Origin of the sequence: Paenibacillus plantiphilus (assembly GCF_927798095.1) — a bacterium.
In the GTDB taxonomy this organism is placed as follows: domain Bacteria; phylum Bacillota; class Bacilli; order Paenibacillales; family Paenibacillaceae; genus Paenibacillus_Z; species Paenibacillus_Z plantiphilus.
The window spans coordinates 19,139-36,511 of record NZ_CAKMMF010000003.1; the positions used below are offsets into that span (position 1 = coordinate 19,139).

Consider the following 17,373-nt stretch of genomic DNA (forward strand, 5'->3'; position numbering starts at 1 on the left):
AATTAACGGTCCCGCTGGCAGGAAGGACAATAGAATGTTTTGCGCGAGCTCAGCTCGCTCTGTTCAATCACTCCTGAGCAGCGAACACAAGGCTCGCCTGCGCGATCATAGACGCGGCAGCGTTCATTGAAGCCTCCGGTCAGCGTGTCGTCTTGCATAAGCGGCATTTCCATATATCCGCCATAGTTCAATGCCTCGCTCAGCACCTCGTGCATTGCAGCATACAGCCGCTCCCACGTTCCCTCTTCCAGCTCAGAAATCTGGGCGCCAGGCAGGACGCCTGCTGCAAAAGCAATCTCGTCTGAATAACAGTTGCCGATGCCGGATATAACATTCTGATTGACCAGCGAAGTTTTGAGCGCACCGCGCTTCCGCGCAAAACGTTCCTTGAAACGCTCCAGAGTCAAACGTTTATCAAAAGGGTCAGGACCCAGCTTGCCGAGCTGATTCTCGACCTCCTTGGCAGTCAGTAGATGAATATAGCCTAATCGAAGGCCGATGAAACTGATATCGCCAGTTGGAAATCCGATGGACACTTGAACGGTTCGTTCAGGTTTGTCCTCCGCTTCACCGAAATGAAGCATTCCGCCTAACATCAGATGCAGCAGCAAACGCTTGCCGTTATCGAGGTGAAACAGCAGCATTTTGCCGCGTCTCTCAACGAACCAAACGCTGCGGCCGATCAGCTCCTGTACGAATAGCTCGGGTGCAACATTAATAGACTTTGGCCTTGTCACCTCCACGCGAGTAATCGGCTGTCCGACGATTCGCGCCGCAAGCATTCTGCGATATGTTTCCATTTCCGGCCATTCCGGCATCAGTTCTCTTCCTTCCTGTTGTATAAGATATCATTGTTGATGGGCAGAGCCTTGAATATGCTCCAGCAATTTATGTAAGTTGTCGCACACAACATCAGCCTTGCATGCCGCCGCCTGAAGCAGCTCATTATAATTTTCACTGTTTGCAAGACCGGTCAAAACCAGAATTGATTGACAGCCTGCTGCGTTGCCGGCAGCTATATCTGTAGCGGGGTTGTCGCCAACTACCCAGGTTTCGGCTGCCGGCAGTCCCAGTCTTTCCAGAGCAAAGTCCATCAATATGGCTGATGGCTTGCCGATCACCGTAGGTGTAACGCCGCTTGCCCTTTCCAGCAGAGCAGATATGGAACCAGCGCCAGGAATAAAACCTCCGTCAGAGGGAAGCAGAACGTCGGGATTCGTCAGAATATAGTCTGCACCTCTTCGGATATGCTCAACCGCAGAAGATAAGCGGGAATACGTCAGCTGCCGATCAATACCCTGCAGCACGATGTCCGGATTGTCCTCCACAAGCTGAAGTCCTGCATCCATGATGGCGGAACGAAGCCCTTCCTCACCGACTACGAATACCCTCTTCTTCGCTTCCAGCCTCTTAGCAATATAAAATGCCGCTCCCTGCGCAGAGGTGCACACTTCATCAGCTGCTGCCGCAATTCCCATGCCCCTTAATCGTTCAGCCACCTCCTCCGGCGTGGAGGAGGAGTTATTCGTAACGAACAGAAAGCGGATGCTCATCTCTCTCAATGCCGCGATCAGCGTGTTGGCGCCCTCAATCATCGTATGCCCCTTATACAGGGTCCCGTCAAGATCAATTAAGAGACCGCGAACTGCTGGTGATTCCATTTATGTCCACCCCTTGTTCTCTGCAAGAACACGATCGATCCAGTACTCTGCTTGCAGTCCATCGCGAATCGAAGGGGCAAGTCCAGGATAGCGGTCCTCGCCAGCAAACCGCCATAAATAATGGTACAGCGAGCCGAGATGCGTATCGACTCCGAAGCCCATTGTAGTTTTCTCATCCGGCAGCAGCGACAGTGAATCCACAGCCGGAAGCGCTGAGGTTCCACCCTTCAGCCAAGTTACCGTCGGGATGGCCTGACGCTCCAAATCGCAAGTAATGGAGCCCTGCTTGCCGACGATCTGAATATCAAAGGCATCTGAACCGAGCGCAATTCGTGAAACCTCTACCGTTCCGCTCACTCCCGAGCCTGTTATGTAATGCATCATCGCCCAATCGTCTACATCGATGTCCACAATGGACCCAGTTGCAGCATCCGGACGCTGCTTCACATACGTATTCGTCCGTCCGCTGACATCCAGCAGCTCACCGAACCAATGGCGAAGCAAATCCAGCGCATGCACGCCGAGATCGCTGATCGCGCCGCCGCCGGACATGCCGCTCTGCAGCCGCCAGCTGACTGGCCGCTCGGCGCTCAAGTAGCCGGAACGGCGATACGATATTTTACATTGCAGCACATCGCCTATAATGCCTTCCCGAAGCCAGCGATGGATACGCATAACAGCAGGATGGTAGCGGAATGTGAAGGCAAGCTGCTCAAGCAATGCTGGCTCGCGCTCTACGAGACCGAGCAGCTCGCTGGATCGCTCATAATTATCCGTGACAGGCTTCTCCAGATAGATCGCTTTGCCCCCCTTCAGACCTGCAGCAACATCGCCGTAGTGATTCGCATTGGGTGTACACACATCGAAAGCATGAACATTCTCATCCGCTGCCGCTTCTTCAATCGAGGATGTCACGCGACGGAAGCCGATCAGCTCCGCTTGCGCCCGATGCAGCTCAGGCTGTCTCGTAACCAGTGTATCCAGCACAGGAATTACTGGCAGCTTCTTTATTATAGGCAGCGCCTTAAGCGCCGTCATATGTGTTTTGGCAATATTGCCGAATCCGAGTATCGCAAATCTTAGTTCCTTCAACCTGATAGCCTCCCAATCTTGTGTCTCAGCCTGTCGACCCGTTTGCGTATGCCCTCCAGCTCCTGGCGCCGCTTGGCGTCCAGCCGAAGCCCGGCCATACGTTTCTGAGCAAACGAAAGCGCAGACTCTGCCAGCAGCAGTGCGGACTGCAGCTGCTTTGTTCGATGTTCATAGTACATGGACAGCTCGATATGAGCTCGCCAATCCGGCCAATGGGAACGCTCCGCAGCTTGTACAACCTTCTGCCACAATAACACAGCACGGGGCCAATTTCCACATTTCTTGTCTCTGTCCGCCAGCAGGAACAGACATCCGGGCTCAGCTTGCTCATCTTCAGCTAACTGGGCAAGAAGCGGCTCGGCAAGCTCTACTGCGCCCATCTTCTCCAGCCATAGTCCTGTACGCAGCAGCTCTTCCGATTGGGGCTGCTGAGGGACGTAAGCCTCCAATTGTCCGCTGAGCAAATGACCGAAACGGATAGCCAGACAAGCGAGCGACAGCATATCCGTCTCATTATGGCGAAAGACGCCCAGCAGCGGACCCGGCTGCTGATCCGCCAGAAATTGAAAGTAAATGGCAGGTGCAAGAGCTCCTGGAACATCGTCGTTTCTGGTGATGCCGAGCCGCTCCTCCTCCACATGACTTAATCGGCAGGAAACAAGCGTGTTGCGCCATATGCTCCGTGAGGGATGAAGCAAATCAATATGAACAGGCTCCCATTGAAATTTGCGAAAGCCATTCAGTATAAGACGATTCAACAGGACAGGCCAATCAAAGGTCCGTCCGTTATAAGTGACCAAATGTGTAAAGGAGGGCAGCTTGTCGCATAGATAAGTAAGCATTGCCCGTTCCTCGGCGGGATGGCGGATGAGCATCTGCTCAACAACGAACGCCTCTCCCTCCGCATAGGCGATCCCGACCATAAAGGGAACATTGCCTGTCCCCACACCTAGTCCAGTCGTCTCCAGATCTAGAAACAGCACCTTGCCAGCATCCAGCGGAACACGAACAGCGGCATTGAATTGCTCCTGCCGAATATCACGACTCCGTTCAAACTGTCCAATCGCCCGGAAAGCAGCCAGTCCCTTCACAGCAGCGCCAAGCTCTGAGAGGCTGTGAAGGCCATGACGATACGACATCGGATAGCGAGCCTCTCTTCTCAAGAATGGCCCATTCGACGTGTGGATTAAACGAACATCAAGACCTTCCCATAGCAGGGGGAGCGGTTCAGTCTCAGAAGCTTCCGCGTCTGCATGCTGGACGTTGTGCACGGTACAAACGGTCTCCTCAGTCTCCTCGGTCTCATCAAGCCGCGCAGATGCTTCTGCCTTATCGCATTCAGCTGACTCCCTCTCCAGTGCCTCTTCCCTGGAAGCGCGATGACGCAGCAGCCTTTCCCGCATCCGGCTCATGAGACGATCTCCACTTGCTCAATCAAATCCAGCGCCAGTGATTTGCCCAGAAGCCCTACCTCTTCAATTGGTCCAACACAGGCCGGACAGCCGCTCAGGCAAGAACAGCCTCTTATGAGTGATTTGGCCTGAAGAAGCAGCTTGTCATGAACATCGAACAGACGTTGGCTAAGGCCAATTCCTCCAGGGTAACGGTCGTAGAAGTAAATCGTCGGGAGCTTCGTATGAACAGCCTTCACCTGCGGGACGACGCGAATATCCTGCGGATCGCACATGAGGTACAGCGGCGCGATGTGAACGAGCACATTCGCCAGCCCAAGCAGCGCCTGCTGCATATCGTTCGTGCTTTTGCGCGAGGCCGCTTCTTCACTGAAGGAGAACCAATAGCCGCTCGTATGCAGCTCCTCCTCTGGCAGATGAATCGGACCAGAACCGATGTTCTCATGCGAGCCCAGCCTGATTTTCTTGAAAATAGTCGCTTTGGCATTGACGGTAAGCTCGCCATATTGACGAAGCAGTTCGCCGCTCTCCAGCTCCTTGTCAACATGAAGCACCTTCAGCTCGACTGCCAAATTCGCATCCGTGAAATAGTCGACATCTACTTCGCGCACATACGCTTTTTTCTCTGGAAAATCCAGTTTCTCCACCTGATACTGGACACCTTCATGAATATAGATGGCCTCCTCGTGAATGAGCGTAGGTGCGCTGAACCGATCCACCTCGCCAAGCACACGGCTGCCTTCCGTCCGGTCGATAATGATGAAATTTTCCTGCGCCGCGCTGCGCAGCGATATGCCATGAGCCGGGAATGATTGCTCCATCCAGAACCAGCGGTCCCCTGCATGATGAAGCACCTTTTCCTCCGCAAGAAATTCCAGCATGTCCTCCAGCGGCTCATCTCCGAATTTCTCGCCTCTCTCGAACGGAAGCTCATAAGCAGCGCATTTCACATGATCGATAAGAATTAATAAATTGTCAGGATGAATCAACGCCCGCTCTGGCGGACGATTGAAGAAGAAGTCCGGATTCTGAATCATATACTGATCCAGCGGATTGCTGCTGGCCACAAGAAAGGTTACTGAGGTTCCCTGTCTTCTGCCCGCTCTTCCGGATTGCTGCCATGTGCTAGCAATTGTCCCCGGATATCCATTCATAACACAGGCCTGCAACTGACCGATATCGATTCCAAGCTCTAGTGCATTCGTGCTGACAACGCCACGAATCTCTCCGCTTCTCAAGCCGCGCTCAATCTCCCTGCGCAGCTTGGGCAGATAACCGCCGCGATAGCCGCGAATCGTCTTCGTGCCCAGCTCATCCTTCACCAGCTCCTGCAAATAGGTGAGCAGCAGCTCAACTCGGACTCTGCTGCGGGCAAATACAATCGTCTGCACGCCCTGACGAAGCAGCGAAGCCGCTAATCTCCGCGTCTCCAGCACACTGCTGCGTCGAATGCCCAGCTGCTTGTTGACGACTGGCGGATTGTAGCAGATAAAATGCTTCTCACCCATTGGAGCGCCATTATTATCAATCAACGCAACCTCTTCACCTATAAGCCGCTCCGCATGCTCACGCGGGTTGTCTATTGTGGCCGATGCGCAAATAAACTGCGGGTTGGAGCCGTAGAACCGGCAAATACGCTTGAGTCGCCTGATCACATTAGCGACATGGCTGCCGAAGACGCCCCGATAGGAATGAAGCTCGTCAATGACAATATATTTAATATTCTCGAACAGCTTGACCCATTTCGTATGATGGGGAAGAATAGCGGAATGCAGCATATCGGGATTCGTCACGACAATATGCCCCGCATTTCGTATCACCTGTCTTACTGTAGGCGGTGTATCACCATCGTATGTATTTGTTTTGAGATCGACATCCATTGCGGCAGCCAGCTCCTGCAGCTCTGCCACCTGATCCTGGGCAAGCGCTTTGGTCGGGAACAAATACAACGCTCGTCCACTCGCATTCTCCAGCAAGGACTGCACAACCGGCAGGTTGTAGCATAAGGTCTTCCCCGATGCCGTCGGTGTAACTGTAACGACGTTCCTTCCTTCACGAACAGCACGGTAAGCCTCCGCCTGATGAACGAACAGCTTCTCAACTCCACGACCGGCCAACGCTTCAACAAGGCTGGGATGGATGTCGGCTGGCATAGCTGCCGAACGCGCCTCGCGCGGTGGTATCGTATGCCAATGCGTGACATTGTTCATGATCTCAGGCTGCCCTTTGAGCAGCTGAAGCCACTCCTCCAAGCCGGATGTCTTCCCCGTCCATCGGTTCATGTCGCTCTCTCCTTCAATGATATGGAATCAACTCTATCTAAATGAGAGTCATACTCTCTCCCAAAATCTTTCACCTATTTGCAAGTGACCCAACCTTCAATGTTCGGTGTTCGGTGTTCGGTGTTCGGTGTTCGGTGTTTGGTAAGTGCTATGCGTAATAGCTTTGCGTGATCGCTTTTCGAGCAATCTCGTCGAGACAAATTTGCAATTGTAGCGTTAATATGAACATGCTAAGCGTCCAAACTTTTCTTGATCCTTTAACTTCTTATTGTACAGAATGCATGTTCGCACTGCAATTGGAATCTGCTGCAATTGTACTGCTGATTTTCAGACTCTTGAAAAATTCACACCGTACAATCAAGGTATGCATGAAACAGCCTTCTTACAGATGGTAAAGCATCGTAGAATCCTCTTCTACTATCGCCGTAAGGTGGAAAAACAGCGTTACAGCAAGAAAAAGTGAACCGAGGCGCGCTGTAAGCATGTAAAACATTCTTACAGATGGAAAAGCATCGTAGAATCCACTTTTACTATCGCCGTAAGGTGGAAAAACAGCGTTACAGCGAGGAAAAGTGAACCGAGGCGCGCTGTAAGCATGTAAAACATTCTTACAGATGGTAAGCATCGTAGAATCCTCTTCTACTATCGCCGTAATGAGTGATATCTGGAAATACCGTGTTGCAGCACGATATAGGAACGCGAGGCGCGATGGATATTCGAGATGCGAGCAACGGCTGATGCAGCCCCTTCTGAAAATGTCCCCATGTCCCCGTGACTAATTCTCAACTCCCATTTCATTCTGGAGGGTGACTTCATCAACGTCATAGGAGTATTGGCTGGCCTAAAAGCCCCCCCCCTCACTACTCGAATTACAAAAAGCCGAACTCTTCTTCCTCCAGTAGAGAGGAATTGAGGACGGCTTATTGCCGCTGCCTAAGCAGCATACGAACGCGTGCGGCTGTTCCCGCTTTACTCCGGCATCAAACCGACTTAGGAATATCAACTTCCATATAATCGTCGGCAGCGATTGTATGGGGGAATACCTCGCGCGCCGCGTCCAGCAACGAGCCGATCGTTTCCTTATCGAAGCGTGAGCTGAAATGTGTGAGAACGAGCTGCTTGACGCCTGCGCTTGCTGCGGTCTCCGCGGCCTGTAAGACGGTGGAATGGCCATAAGCCGCGGCCTTCGCTTCCATCCCCGGCCCGAATGTCCCCTCATGAACGAGCAGATTGGCATCCTTAGCAAGAGCAATAGAATTGCCGCAAGGGTAAGTATCGCCAAGGACGGTTATGACTCGACCGGCAGTAGGCGGGCTAACCACATCGGCCGCACGGATAATCTCTCCTGATGCGAGTGTCACATCCTCCCCCTGCTTCAGCTTGCCATAGAGTGGTCCCGGTGCTAAGCCAAGCTCAGCTAACCGTTCCATGTTCAGTTGTCCAGGCTGAGGATACTCTATAATTCTAAACCCAAAGCAGGGCATGCGATGGTCCAGCTCTGCGGCTTCAACCTTGAATTTTCCATCATCTAGAATCTGGCCGGAAGTGATCTCAATAATTTCCAGATCATATGCCAGATGTGTTCCACTTAATCGAAACACACCTTCAATGAATGCGCGTATACCTGAAGGTCCGAACAGCTTCAGCGGGCCCGCTCCATCGAAGTAAGACCTGCTGCTGAGCAGCCCTGGCAGACCGTATACATGATCGCCATGCAGATGTGTGACAAAAATATTATCCAGCTTATTCAGCTTCAGCTTGCTCCCCATAAGCCGATGCTGTGTCCCCTCACCCGCATCAAACAGCCAGAAGCTGTTCATTGGCTCCGGCAATGACAGCGCGATGGAGGTTACGTTGCGATCCTTGGTAGGCCGTCCGGCGCTTGTTCCTAGAAATGTAAGCTGCATCCATACCCACCTCCACGATTGATTACTACAGCAATACCCTTCGCTGGAGACGGAGAAACTCCGTAATAGCGAAGGGTATGTCGCGAAGCATCATTCTCTATCGTTAATTATTATTATTATACTTTCTCAACGTTAAAATACTGCGCTTCCCGATGAGAGAATACCATTGCGGATACCGATGCTTCCGGCTCCATCATGAAGCCTTCTGTAAGCTCAACTCCGATGTCCTCCGGCTTCATCAGGTCGAACAATGGCTCCTGATCCTCCAGATTCGGACAAGCAGGATAGCCGAACGATACACGAATGCCTTGATAACGTGCGCCATGACGCTGTTTCATAGTCATTTCGACCGGGTCCGGGAATCCCCAGTTGTCACGCATGACATGATGCACACGTTCTGCAAGTCCTTCCGCAACCTCCAGCGCTACGGCGTTGAGCGCATGTGAACGCAGGTAATCGCCCTTGTCCTTCCATTCGTTCGCCATATCGCGCACACCTTCGCCTGCAGTTACGACCAGGAACCCGACATAATCCATTATCCCGCTCTCAACAGGCTTCAAGAAATCCGCCAGACAGAGAAACGGCTCCACATTCTGACGCGGGAATGTGAATCGTTTGATCTCGCGTCCAGGCTCCTGCGGATCATAGATAATGATATCATTGCCTGTTGATTGAGCTGGGAAGAACCGATACATGGCATGAGCGTGAATCGTCCCCTTAGTGGCCGCCTCGTGCAAAATTGTATCTACTGTTTCCTTCAGCTGAACGGCTTTTTCATTGCCCTCTGCAAGCAGCTGTTCCACATTGCCGCGCAGCCCCAGGTGATGGCCCAGCAGCATCTGCATATTCACATACGGCACAATATGAGGAATCGGAATGTCTCTTATTACATGGCGATCGAGATCCGGCGGGATGTACACAGGATCATCGACAGAAATTTTGGATCTCGCTACCCGAGTCAGCTCCGGCAGCGCCTTCTTCTCTTCAACCTCGACACTTCCCGCCGCCTTGAAAGCCGCCAATTCTTCCTCATACTGATGTCGAAACTCAGGATTCATCAGCTTATTCGCAATATCCAGTCCGTCCATTGCATCCTTCGCATAGAGGACGAGCCCATCATACTCAGGACTGATACGGTTCTTCGTGAATTTCCTCGTCAATGCCGCACCGCCAACAAGAATCGGCGCATCAATGCCCGCAACGCGCATATCCTGAGCAGTGGTCACCATCTGCTGAGCTGATTTAACAAGCAGCCCCGACAAACCGATGGCATCTACCTTCTCCTTGCGATAAGCTTCAATAATTTGTTCCGGCGGCACCTTGATGCCAAGGTTAATGATTTTAAAGCCATTGTTGGACAGTATGATCTCGACAAGGTTTTTGCCGATATCATGCACATCGCCTTTCACGGTGGCAAGAATGATTTTCCCCTTTACAGCGGATTCGTTCTTCTCCATAAATGGCTCCAAATAAGCAACAGACGCCTTCATAACTTCAGCGCTCTGCAGCACCTCGGCCACAATCAGCTCATTGTTGTTGAATAGACGGCCAACCTCTTCCATCCCTTTCATAAGCGGTCCATTAATAATCTCAAGCGGTGAATATTTCTTCATCGCCTCATCGAGATCGGGAACCAAACCTTCCTTCGTTCCTTCGACAACATAGGAGCCAAGGCGCTCCTCCAGTGTAAGATTGGATACCTTCTCCTTCTTCTCCACCTTCTTATTGCGGAAAGCAGCAACAAATGCAGCTAATGTGTCGTCATTTGTGTTATAGATAAGCTCCTCAGCAAGACGGCGGTCCTCCTCGGAGATGGATGCATATCGCTCCAGCTTCTCCGTGTTGACAATCGCATAATCAAGCCCGGCTTTCGTACAATGATAGAGATAAACAGAGTTCAATACTTCACGTCCAGCATCCGGCAAGCCGAACGAGATGTTGCTTAGGCCAAGGATGGTTTTCGCTCTTGGATACTTCTCCTTAATCATGCGTATGCCTTCGAGCGTCTCTACAGCAGAGCCAATGTACTGCGGATCACCTGAGCCGACCGGGAACATGTTGGGATCGAAAATAATATCATCAGGCTCCATCCCGTATTTGTTCACCAGCAGCTCATACGATCTGGAGGCAACTTCCATCTTCGCTTCCCGCGAAACTGCCTGGCCGCGCTCATCAATAAGAATACAAACAACTGCTGCGCCATAACGATGAATAAGGGGCAGAATCTGCTCGAACTTAGATTCTCCGTCCTCAAGGTTAATGGAGTTAATGATCGCTTTGCCCTGCGAATATTTGAGTCCCAGCTCGATAATATGATCATAGGTGGAGTCGAGCATGAGCGGAGCTTTAACCTTCTTCACTACCTGCGGTATGAATTCATTCACCGCATAAGTCTCATCAATATCCGTATCTTGAAGGTTGATATCGATGATATGAGCCCCGCCCTTCACTTGCGCTCTGGCGATCTCGGATGCTTCCTCGAATTTCCCTTCCTTGATCAGACGCTTGAACTTGCGCGAGCCGGAGATATTAGTCCGTTCACCAATCATTATAGGGCGGTTGTCTTCTTCAATATAAACCGTCTCAATACCTGAAACTGCCGGCGGATGATCACCCTTAATCTCACGAGGCGGGTACTTGCTTAATACTTCATCCATCGCACGAATATGATCAGGCGTCGTTCCGCAGCAGCCGCCAGCGATGTTGAGCCATCCCTGCTCGGCAAAAGCTCCGATCTTCGTCGCAAGCGAAGCTGGCGATTCATGATAATTGCCGTTCTCATCCGGCAAGCCAGCATTCGGATAGCAGCTAATCGCAGTGCGGGCAATATCAGAGAGCGTGCGGATATGATCACGCATGAACTCCGGACCAGTCGCACAGTTCAGTCCGATCGAGATTGGCTTCAAATGCTCAAGCGAGATGTAGAAGGACTCAATATTTTGCCCGGCAAGAGTAGTGCCCATCGGTTCGATCGTACCCGAAATCATGACTGGCAATGTTTGGCCCGTTATCTCGAACGCCTTATGAATACCGATACTGCCTGCTTTAACGTTCAGCGTATCCTGTGACGTTTCGAGCATAAGCGTGTCTACGCCGCCTTCGATTAACGCGACCGCCTGCTCGCAATAGCTGTCCACCAGCTCATCGAATGTTACGCCGCCTGTGACAGAAAGCGTCTTCGTTGTAGGTCCCATAGCGCCAGCAACAAATCGCGGACGTTCAGGGGTCGAAAACTTGCGCGCCGCTTCAACAGCAATCGCTGCTGCAGCGAGGTTAATTTCACGCGCCTTGTCCTGAATATCGTATTCAGCCAGAACGACACTGGTCGCACCAAACGTGTTCGTCTCCAAAATGTCGGTTCCCGCTGCTAAATATGCCTCGTGAATATCGCGAATAACATCCGGCCTGGTGAGCACCAGCATCTCGTTGCAGCCGTCCAATTCTTCGCCTCCGAAGTCTTCAGGTCCAAGATCAACCTGCTGAATCATCGTCCCCATTGCTCCATCGAGAATGAGAATTCGTTTCTTTATCATTTCTTGAATTGTCGGATTAGACATCGATGAACTTCCTTCCCCACACTGCAAAATCCGCCGCTGCAACAGTAAACAGCTGGCACAACTGTCAGTGAAAAATCATTACCACTTAGTCTACCAGAATCGTTCGAATGTGAAAAGGTTCTTCTGTCGACAGTACCGCACATTTCCTATATAATCATTCTTATCGGAATATAATACATTGGGAAATGAGGGATAGCATCATGGCTGAAATTCGAATCCGCAATACGGAGGAACGAATTCAAGGAGAAGAGAACGTCCGAGCTTTTCTGGATAGTCAAGAAGTGCTGTATGAGCATTGGAACCCTGAACAGCTCCCGGCTGAGCTCCGCAACAAATTTATATTGAGCGATGAGGAGAAGGGTCAAATTCTGGCGACATTCGATAAAGAAATTCGCGATCTCGCTTCCCGCCGCGGCTACCAGACCTGGGATATTGTCGCGTTATCTGACGCAACGCCTAACCTTGACGAGCTGCTGAAGAAATTCGAGCAGGTGCACACCCACACCGAAGATGAGGTCCGTGCAATTACTGCTGGCAAAGGTATTTTTATCATAAAAGGCAGCGATGACGTTGGTTACTTCGATGTTGAATTGGAAGCTGGCGATGTGATCTCGGTTCCTGAGCACAAGCCCCACTTTTTCACCCTGATGGAGAACCGCCAAATCGTTGCTGTCCGTCTTTTTATCGAAACCGAAGGCTGGATTGCGCATGGCTATGACGATCCTGCATTCCAGAAAGCATAGACCCCATCCTGACTTCACCATTAACAATCAACAAAGACCCGCTTGCCGAACGCATCAATTGCGTGCAGATAAGCGGGTCTTTATTAATAAATGCGATGTATGCAAGCCAGTTTAAGCATGTAATGTGTTAGGCGAGAAGCGGCAATAGCTCCTCCAAATGCTTGATCTCATGCGTCGGAATAATCTCATCGGTACGTTCCATGCCATGACGATTGATCCATACCGAAGTCATGCCGATCGTGTTGGCGCCGAGAATATCGGTTGTCAGCTTGTCACCGACCATGACGCCATCCTCTGGCTCAATCCCCAATCGCTCCAGCGCATGCTTGAAGATCGAAGCGGCAGGCTTGCCTTCGCCAAACTCGCCGGAAATAATAATATGATCGAAGTATGGTGCAAGCTCGGGAACGCCGCTGAGCTTCTCACGCTGAAGATCAGGAGAGCCGTTCGTCAGCAGCAGCAGCTGATACTTGCCTTTTAATGCTTCAAGCAGGCGAAAGGTTTCCTCATATACGAGCGGACGGCTGCGCCGTTCGGCTGGAAACTGCTCAGCGAGCGCTGCTCCAAGCTCTTCATTATTAACGCCCAGCGCGCTTAATCCGCGAGTCCATGCTTCACGACGATAACCAGGAGCAAGCTGCTCCAGCTTGCGGAACTCCTCCTGCTCGCCTTCGCGAAAATCCGCCCACAGCCCTTCAAACGGATTGATGCCGATCATTTTAGTGAACGAAAACGTTTCAAACGATTCATACAGCGCTCGCGCTTCGCGGCGCACCGACTCCTCCAGCGCATCCGAATCGATACCGGCGACTTCAGCACCCCTCTGACAGGTAGCCTCGAACGCCTCCTTAATACTGCGGTCATCCCACAGCAAAGTATCATCCAAATCAAATAGTACCGCTTTCTTAGCCATAACGATTATTCGACCCCTATCTCTTTTATTTCTCCATGAATGGAATGCTGTTGTTGGCAGCAAAGACTCTCAGCGGCTCACGCATATCGTCCGTTGGGAAACGGTTCGTAGCTTGGGAAAACATCCAGTTGCCGCCCTTCTTCTGCTCGATGATAACATAGCCCTTCTTCACCACGATCGCTTTGATCGCATCCTTGAACAATGATTTATCACCCATAAACCGACGGGAACGAATGTACTCCTTGCTGATGGTCAAATACGGCTTGCGGAAGAAAAACAACACGGCAAGCAGGATATAACAGGCAATCGTGACCCAGAACATCGCGCCAGTCTGTTCATACACGGGTGATCTGAGCGTAACCATGACATAAAATCCGATAAACAGGATTAGGAAGATCGGGAATATGAAGCTTCTACCCTTGAACGTCTCCGCTGTGGAATCAGCAGCAGTCGATTGAGTGAGGCTTATCGGCTTCTTCCCTTCCTTCTTTCTTTGTTTATTAAGCTCAAGCTGATTCTTCTGAACCTTGCGTTCCCAGGATCGCGACACCGATGTTCCTCCTTATTTCAATTACGAAAAATATATTTCCCTGCATCATTAATCCTCTTTTATAACGGTCTTGCGAATTTTGCGATGAATCGGTTCGGATACTCGGAGGGCAGTGCGCTCACCGCATCCAGTCGATCCCATATCTCCTGCGGCAGCTCCCAGCCGACAGCTCCCATATTATCCTGGAACTGCTCCAGCGTTCTTGCTCCGAAGATCGGAGAAGTAATGCCTCTTTGCTGCAAAAGCCATCGAAGCGCGACTTGCGCCGGCGTCTTGTCCAATTCTGCAGCAGCACGCTCAACGATATCCAGAATGGCAAAATTCTTCTCCGTGGAGCGAACCTGCCAGGAGCTCTCTCCTGTCTTCGCCGTCAGACGGCCGCTGGTTGGCTCTTCACGGTTATAACGGCCTGTCAGGAAGCCGCCACCGAGCGGCGCCCATGGAATGATGCCTACATTCTCTTCCAGGCACAACGAGATCATCTCACGATCCATTTCACGGCTGACAAGACTGTACTGCGGCTGAATGGAGATAAAACGAACATAGCGGTTCAGCTCGCTCGTCCCCAATGATTTCATTAGCTGCCAGGCCAGAAAGTTGGAGCAGCCGATATAACGCACTTTGCCGGAAGTAACCAGATCGTCCAGTGTGCGCAGCGTTTCCTCGATCGGCGTTGCATGATCCCAGACATGCATCTGATACAAATCAATATAGTCGGTTTGCAGCCTCTTCAAGCTGGCCTCAACACCATCCATAATATGCTTTCGCGAAATGCCTGCGCCGTTAGGATGATCTGCAGTTGGAAAGCGGACCTTGGTAGCAAGAACGACCTCTGAGCGACGCTCTTTAATCGCTTGCCCGACGATCTCTTCAGAACGGCCGGAAACATAAACATCCGCAGTATCCAGAAAATTGCCTCCACGATCCAGGAAGCTGTGAATCATAGCTATAGAATCCGTATCGCTTGTCGTATTGCCAAAGGTCATCGTTCCAAGACAAAGCTCCGAAACAGCCAGACCGCTTCGGCCAAGTAATCGAATCTGCATCCTATTCGATACCCTCCTTCATAATTATAGCGGTTATCAATTACAAATACTTGCAGCTCAAATGCTATTCCTTCTTGCTCTCTTCTTCTTCATCCTCGACCCACTTGATATTATCAAGCTGATCGCGAAAATTACGTTTGAAATTGTTCAAATATTGTTGGCGCAGCTCGCCTCGTTCAACAACTTCCTCCGGTGTTAAACCGATCGTCTTGTGCTTGCGAGACAGCTCATTAATACGAGCAATTAAGTTCTCCAATAGCCTATGCTCCTCTCTTGTTGCGGTAAACATTCACTCCTTACTTTGACATTAATAAACCCGCATTGTCAAGGCGATGGGTTTGATTTTCAAATTGCAGCATATATCGGAACAGAAGTACCTCCATCGGAGAGTTTTCAGCAGGGAAAATGACGAATAACGAAAAAAGAGACAGGGAACATTCGTTCCCTGTCTCTTTGCTTTATGACGGTTCTATAACCGGAATATTGTCATCTACTTATTAGGTATGATTAATGTCTGACCTGATTGGAGCATACTCGACCGAAGATCATTCCGTTCCTTCAAATCATATACGATTCTGCGTACATCATCGTTCTCAATATTCAAGCTGCTGGCAATGGACCAGAGCGTATCGCCGGAAGAAACTACAATTACACGCTCTTCCGCAGTCGGCAAGGCTACTGCATCTCCACTTGCGCTGCTCTTCATCCATGCGAATCCAACAAATAATAACATAAACAGCAGAGAAGCTGTCGCTAAGCGCAGCATCAGCAGCTCAACATTGCGTTCCTTCTTCTTCTTCTGCTTCTTCTGCTTCGTCCCACCCGTGCCTGCAGCTCTATAGTTAGTATGATCAGTATAAGAAGAAATCATCGTTATCATAATCAGCACCCCAAACGTTTGTTCTGTTTATCTTGAAATGAGAATAACACGAACGCCCGTTTGGTGTCAACATATAAATGGAACGTTTGTTCGTAATAAAATGCGAACCTCTGTTTCTCGAACTTATGTTTGTACGAACTCCGGTTCTGTGTTATAATTTGACACAAATGAATCCTATGGAGTGAAATTCATGTCTAAATTATCCAACCGCCAACAGGCGATTCTCGAATTTATAAAGAATGAAGTACGCGAGAAAGGCTATCCACCTTCTGTAAGGGAGATCGGCGAAGCAGTAGGGCTCGCATCCAGCTCAACGGTACACGGCCATTTGGACCGTCTGGAGAAGAAAGGCCTTATTCGCCGCGACCCTACGAAGCCCCGTGCAATTGAGATACTTGGCGGAGAGGATATGGATCTCCCCTTCCCTCTCGCAGTCACCAAAGTACCTGTCGTTGGTAAAGTAACTGCAGGCGTACCGATTACAGCTACGGAGAACATTGATGATTACTTCCCACTCCCAGCCAACAAGGTTGGCGATCATAACGTCTTCATATTAAGTGTTAGCGGCGATAGTATGATAGAAGCCGGCATACATAACGGGGATTATGTTATTGTCAGGCAGCAGCAATCCGCTTCCAATGGTGAGATCGTCGTCGCTATGACTGAGGATGATGAAGCGACAGTCAAGACCTTTTATCGTGAGAAGGATCATATTCGGTTGCAGCCTCAGAATCAGTCTATGGAGCCGATTAGACTTCGCAATGTCACGATTCTCGGTAAAGTAATCGGACTATTCCGCGACATTCACTAGACATCGTTCACGCTGAATCTGGAAGTCACAGGAAACTAGCTGCTTCGCGACTAAGCAAGTAATTATCAAACAAAAGTCTCCAATCGGCCATTAAACCGTATTGGAGACTTTTTCAATTTCGGTCTACCTATTTAGATTACTGCATTATGAAGGACCCTAACCGCGGTCTCCTTCACCCAGTTGGCTGTAATGCAAGGATATTCTTGCGTATGAACAAGCGCGAGCATTGAGTATCCAGACAGAACGCTTTCACATGATGCGCAGTAACCTCACGGACCCTTAGTCGCCTTTTGCTCAATTTTCCGTGCCGATCTTCATAAATGACCTCGACAATCCGCCCGACATACTTTTCAATAAGCAAGAAGTTCAACTCCCTTGATCTTGGAAATGTATTCTTAATTATATACACGAACATTTGTTCTTATTCAAGTGAAGTTATTTCCTTGGAAGGCACCTTTCACGACTGATCGCGCATTTTTCGGTAGTTGTAAGCAGGTTTTGTCCGCTTATAGTCTCCAC

General features: G+C 50.5%; 14 protein-coding genes. 2 read left to right on the forward strand and 12 right to left on the reverse strand.

Translation table 11 applies throughout. The features are described 5' to 3' along the window. Positions 1-2 precede the first annotated feature (2 nt). The 7 genes from mutM to metH form a co-directional block, all read right to left on the reverse strand. Positions 3-818 (reverse strand): DNA-formamidopyrimidine glycosylase, encoded by an 816-nt coding sequence (mutM, locus tag L6H65_RS02850; protein WP_236338863.1) that lies wholly within the window; start codon positions 816-818, stop codon positions 3-5. Positions 819-848: 30 nt separating this feature from the next. Beyond that, the gene (locus L6H65_RS02855) at positions 849-1,661 is read right to left on the reverse strand and encodes a TIGR01457 family HAD-type hydrolase (RefSeq protein WP_236338865.1); all 813 of its coding nucleotides are present in this window, start codon (positions 1,659-1,661) and stop codon (positions 849-851) included. Continuing rightward, entirely contained in the window at positions 1,662-2,753 is a 1,092-nt protein-coding gene (locus tag L6H65_RS02860; RefSeq protein ID WP_236338866.1) for a Gfo/Idh/MocA family protein, read from the reverse strand. Next, positions 2,750-4,165: a ribonuclease H-like domain-containing protein gene (locus L6H65_RS02865; protein WP_236338868.1), complete on the reverse strand. Its 1,416-nt coding sequence runs from the start codon at positions 4,163-4,165 to the stop codon at positions 2,750-2,752. Before L6H65_RS02865 ends, L6H65_RS02860 begins: the two co-directional genes overlap by 4 nt. Next, positions 4,162-6,447, reverse strand: a complete 2,286-nt coding sequence (locus L6H65_RS02870) for a DEAD/DEAH box helicase (protein WP_290370294.1) — start codon at positions 6,445-6,447, stop codon at positions 4,162-4,164. Before L6H65_RS02870 ends, L6H65_RS02865 begins: the two co-directional genes overlap by 4 nt. A gap of 980 nt (positions 6,448-7,427) precedes the next feature. Next, on the reverse strand, positions 7,428-8,354 hold the full coding sequence (rnz, locus tag L6H65_RS02875; RefSeq protein WP_236338869.1) for a ribonuclease Z: 927 nt from the start codon (positions 8,352-8,354) through the stop codon (positions 7,428-7,430). Between the two features lie 116 nt (positions 8,355-8,470). Continuing rightward, entirely contained in the window at positions 8,471-11,911 is a 3,441-nt protein-coding gene (gene metH / locus L6H65_RS02880; protein WP_236338870.1) for a methionine synthase, read from the reverse strand. Between the two features lie 200 nt (positions 11,912-12,111). Between metH and mtnD the strand changes: the two genes are divergently transcribed. Next, the gene (gene mtnD / locus L6H65_RS02885) at positions 12,112-12,654 is read left to right on the forward strand and encodes an acireductone dioxygenase (RefSeq protein ID WP_236338871.1); all 543 of its coding nucleotides are present in this window, start codon (positions 12,112-12,114) and stop codon (positions 12,652-12,654) included. Positions 12,655-12,781: 127 nt separating this feature from the next. Here mtnD and L6H65_RS02890 read toward each other — a convergent pair whose 3' ends face one another. The 5 genes from L6H65_RS02890 to L6H65_RS02910 form a co-directional block, all read right to left on the reverse strand. Continuing rightward, positions 12,782-13,567 carry an HAD family hydrolase gene (locus L6H65_RS02890; protein WP_236338872.1) on the reverse strand — a complete coding sequence of 262 codons (786 nt, stop codon included), beginning with the start codon at positions 13,565-13,567 and terminating at the stop codon, positions 12,782-12,784. 25 nt (positions 13,568-13,592) lie between these two features. After that, the gene (locus L6H65_RS02895; RefSeq protein WP_236338873.1) at positions 13,593-14,117 is read right to left on the reverse strand and encodes a hypothetical protein; all 525 of its coding nucleotides are present in this window, start codon (positions 14,115-14,117) and stop codon (positions 13,593-13,595) included. A gap of 59 nt (positions 14,118-14,176) precedes the next feature. Then, entirely contained in the window at positions 14,177-15,163 is a 987-nt protein-coding gene (locus tag L6H65_RS02900; protein ID WP_236338874.1) for an aldo/keto reductase, read from the reverse strand. Between the two features lie 64 nt (positions 15,164-15,227). Continuing rightward, a complete protein-coding gene (locus tag L6H65_RS02905; RefSeq protein WP_236338875.1) occupies positions 15,228-15,419 on the reverse strand; it encodes a DUF896 domain-containing protein in 192 nt (63 codons plus the stop codon). A 234-nt stretch (positions 15,420-15,653) separates the two neighbouring features. Further along, entirely contained in the window at positions 15,654-16,043 is a 390-nt protein-coding gene (locus tag L6H65_RS02910; RefSeq protein WP_236338876.1) for a LysM peptidoglycan-binding domain-containing protein, read from the reverse strand. Between the two features lie 190 nt (positions 16,044-16,233). On the opposite strand from L6H65_RS02910, the gene lexA reads away from it, so the two are divergent. Next, a complete protein-coding gene (gene lexA, locus L6H65_RS02915; RefSeq protein WP_236338878.1) occupies positions 16,234-16,854 on the forward strand; it encodes a transcriptional repressor LexA in 621 nt (206 codons plus the stop codon). Positions 16,855-17,373 lie beyond the last annotated feature (519 nt).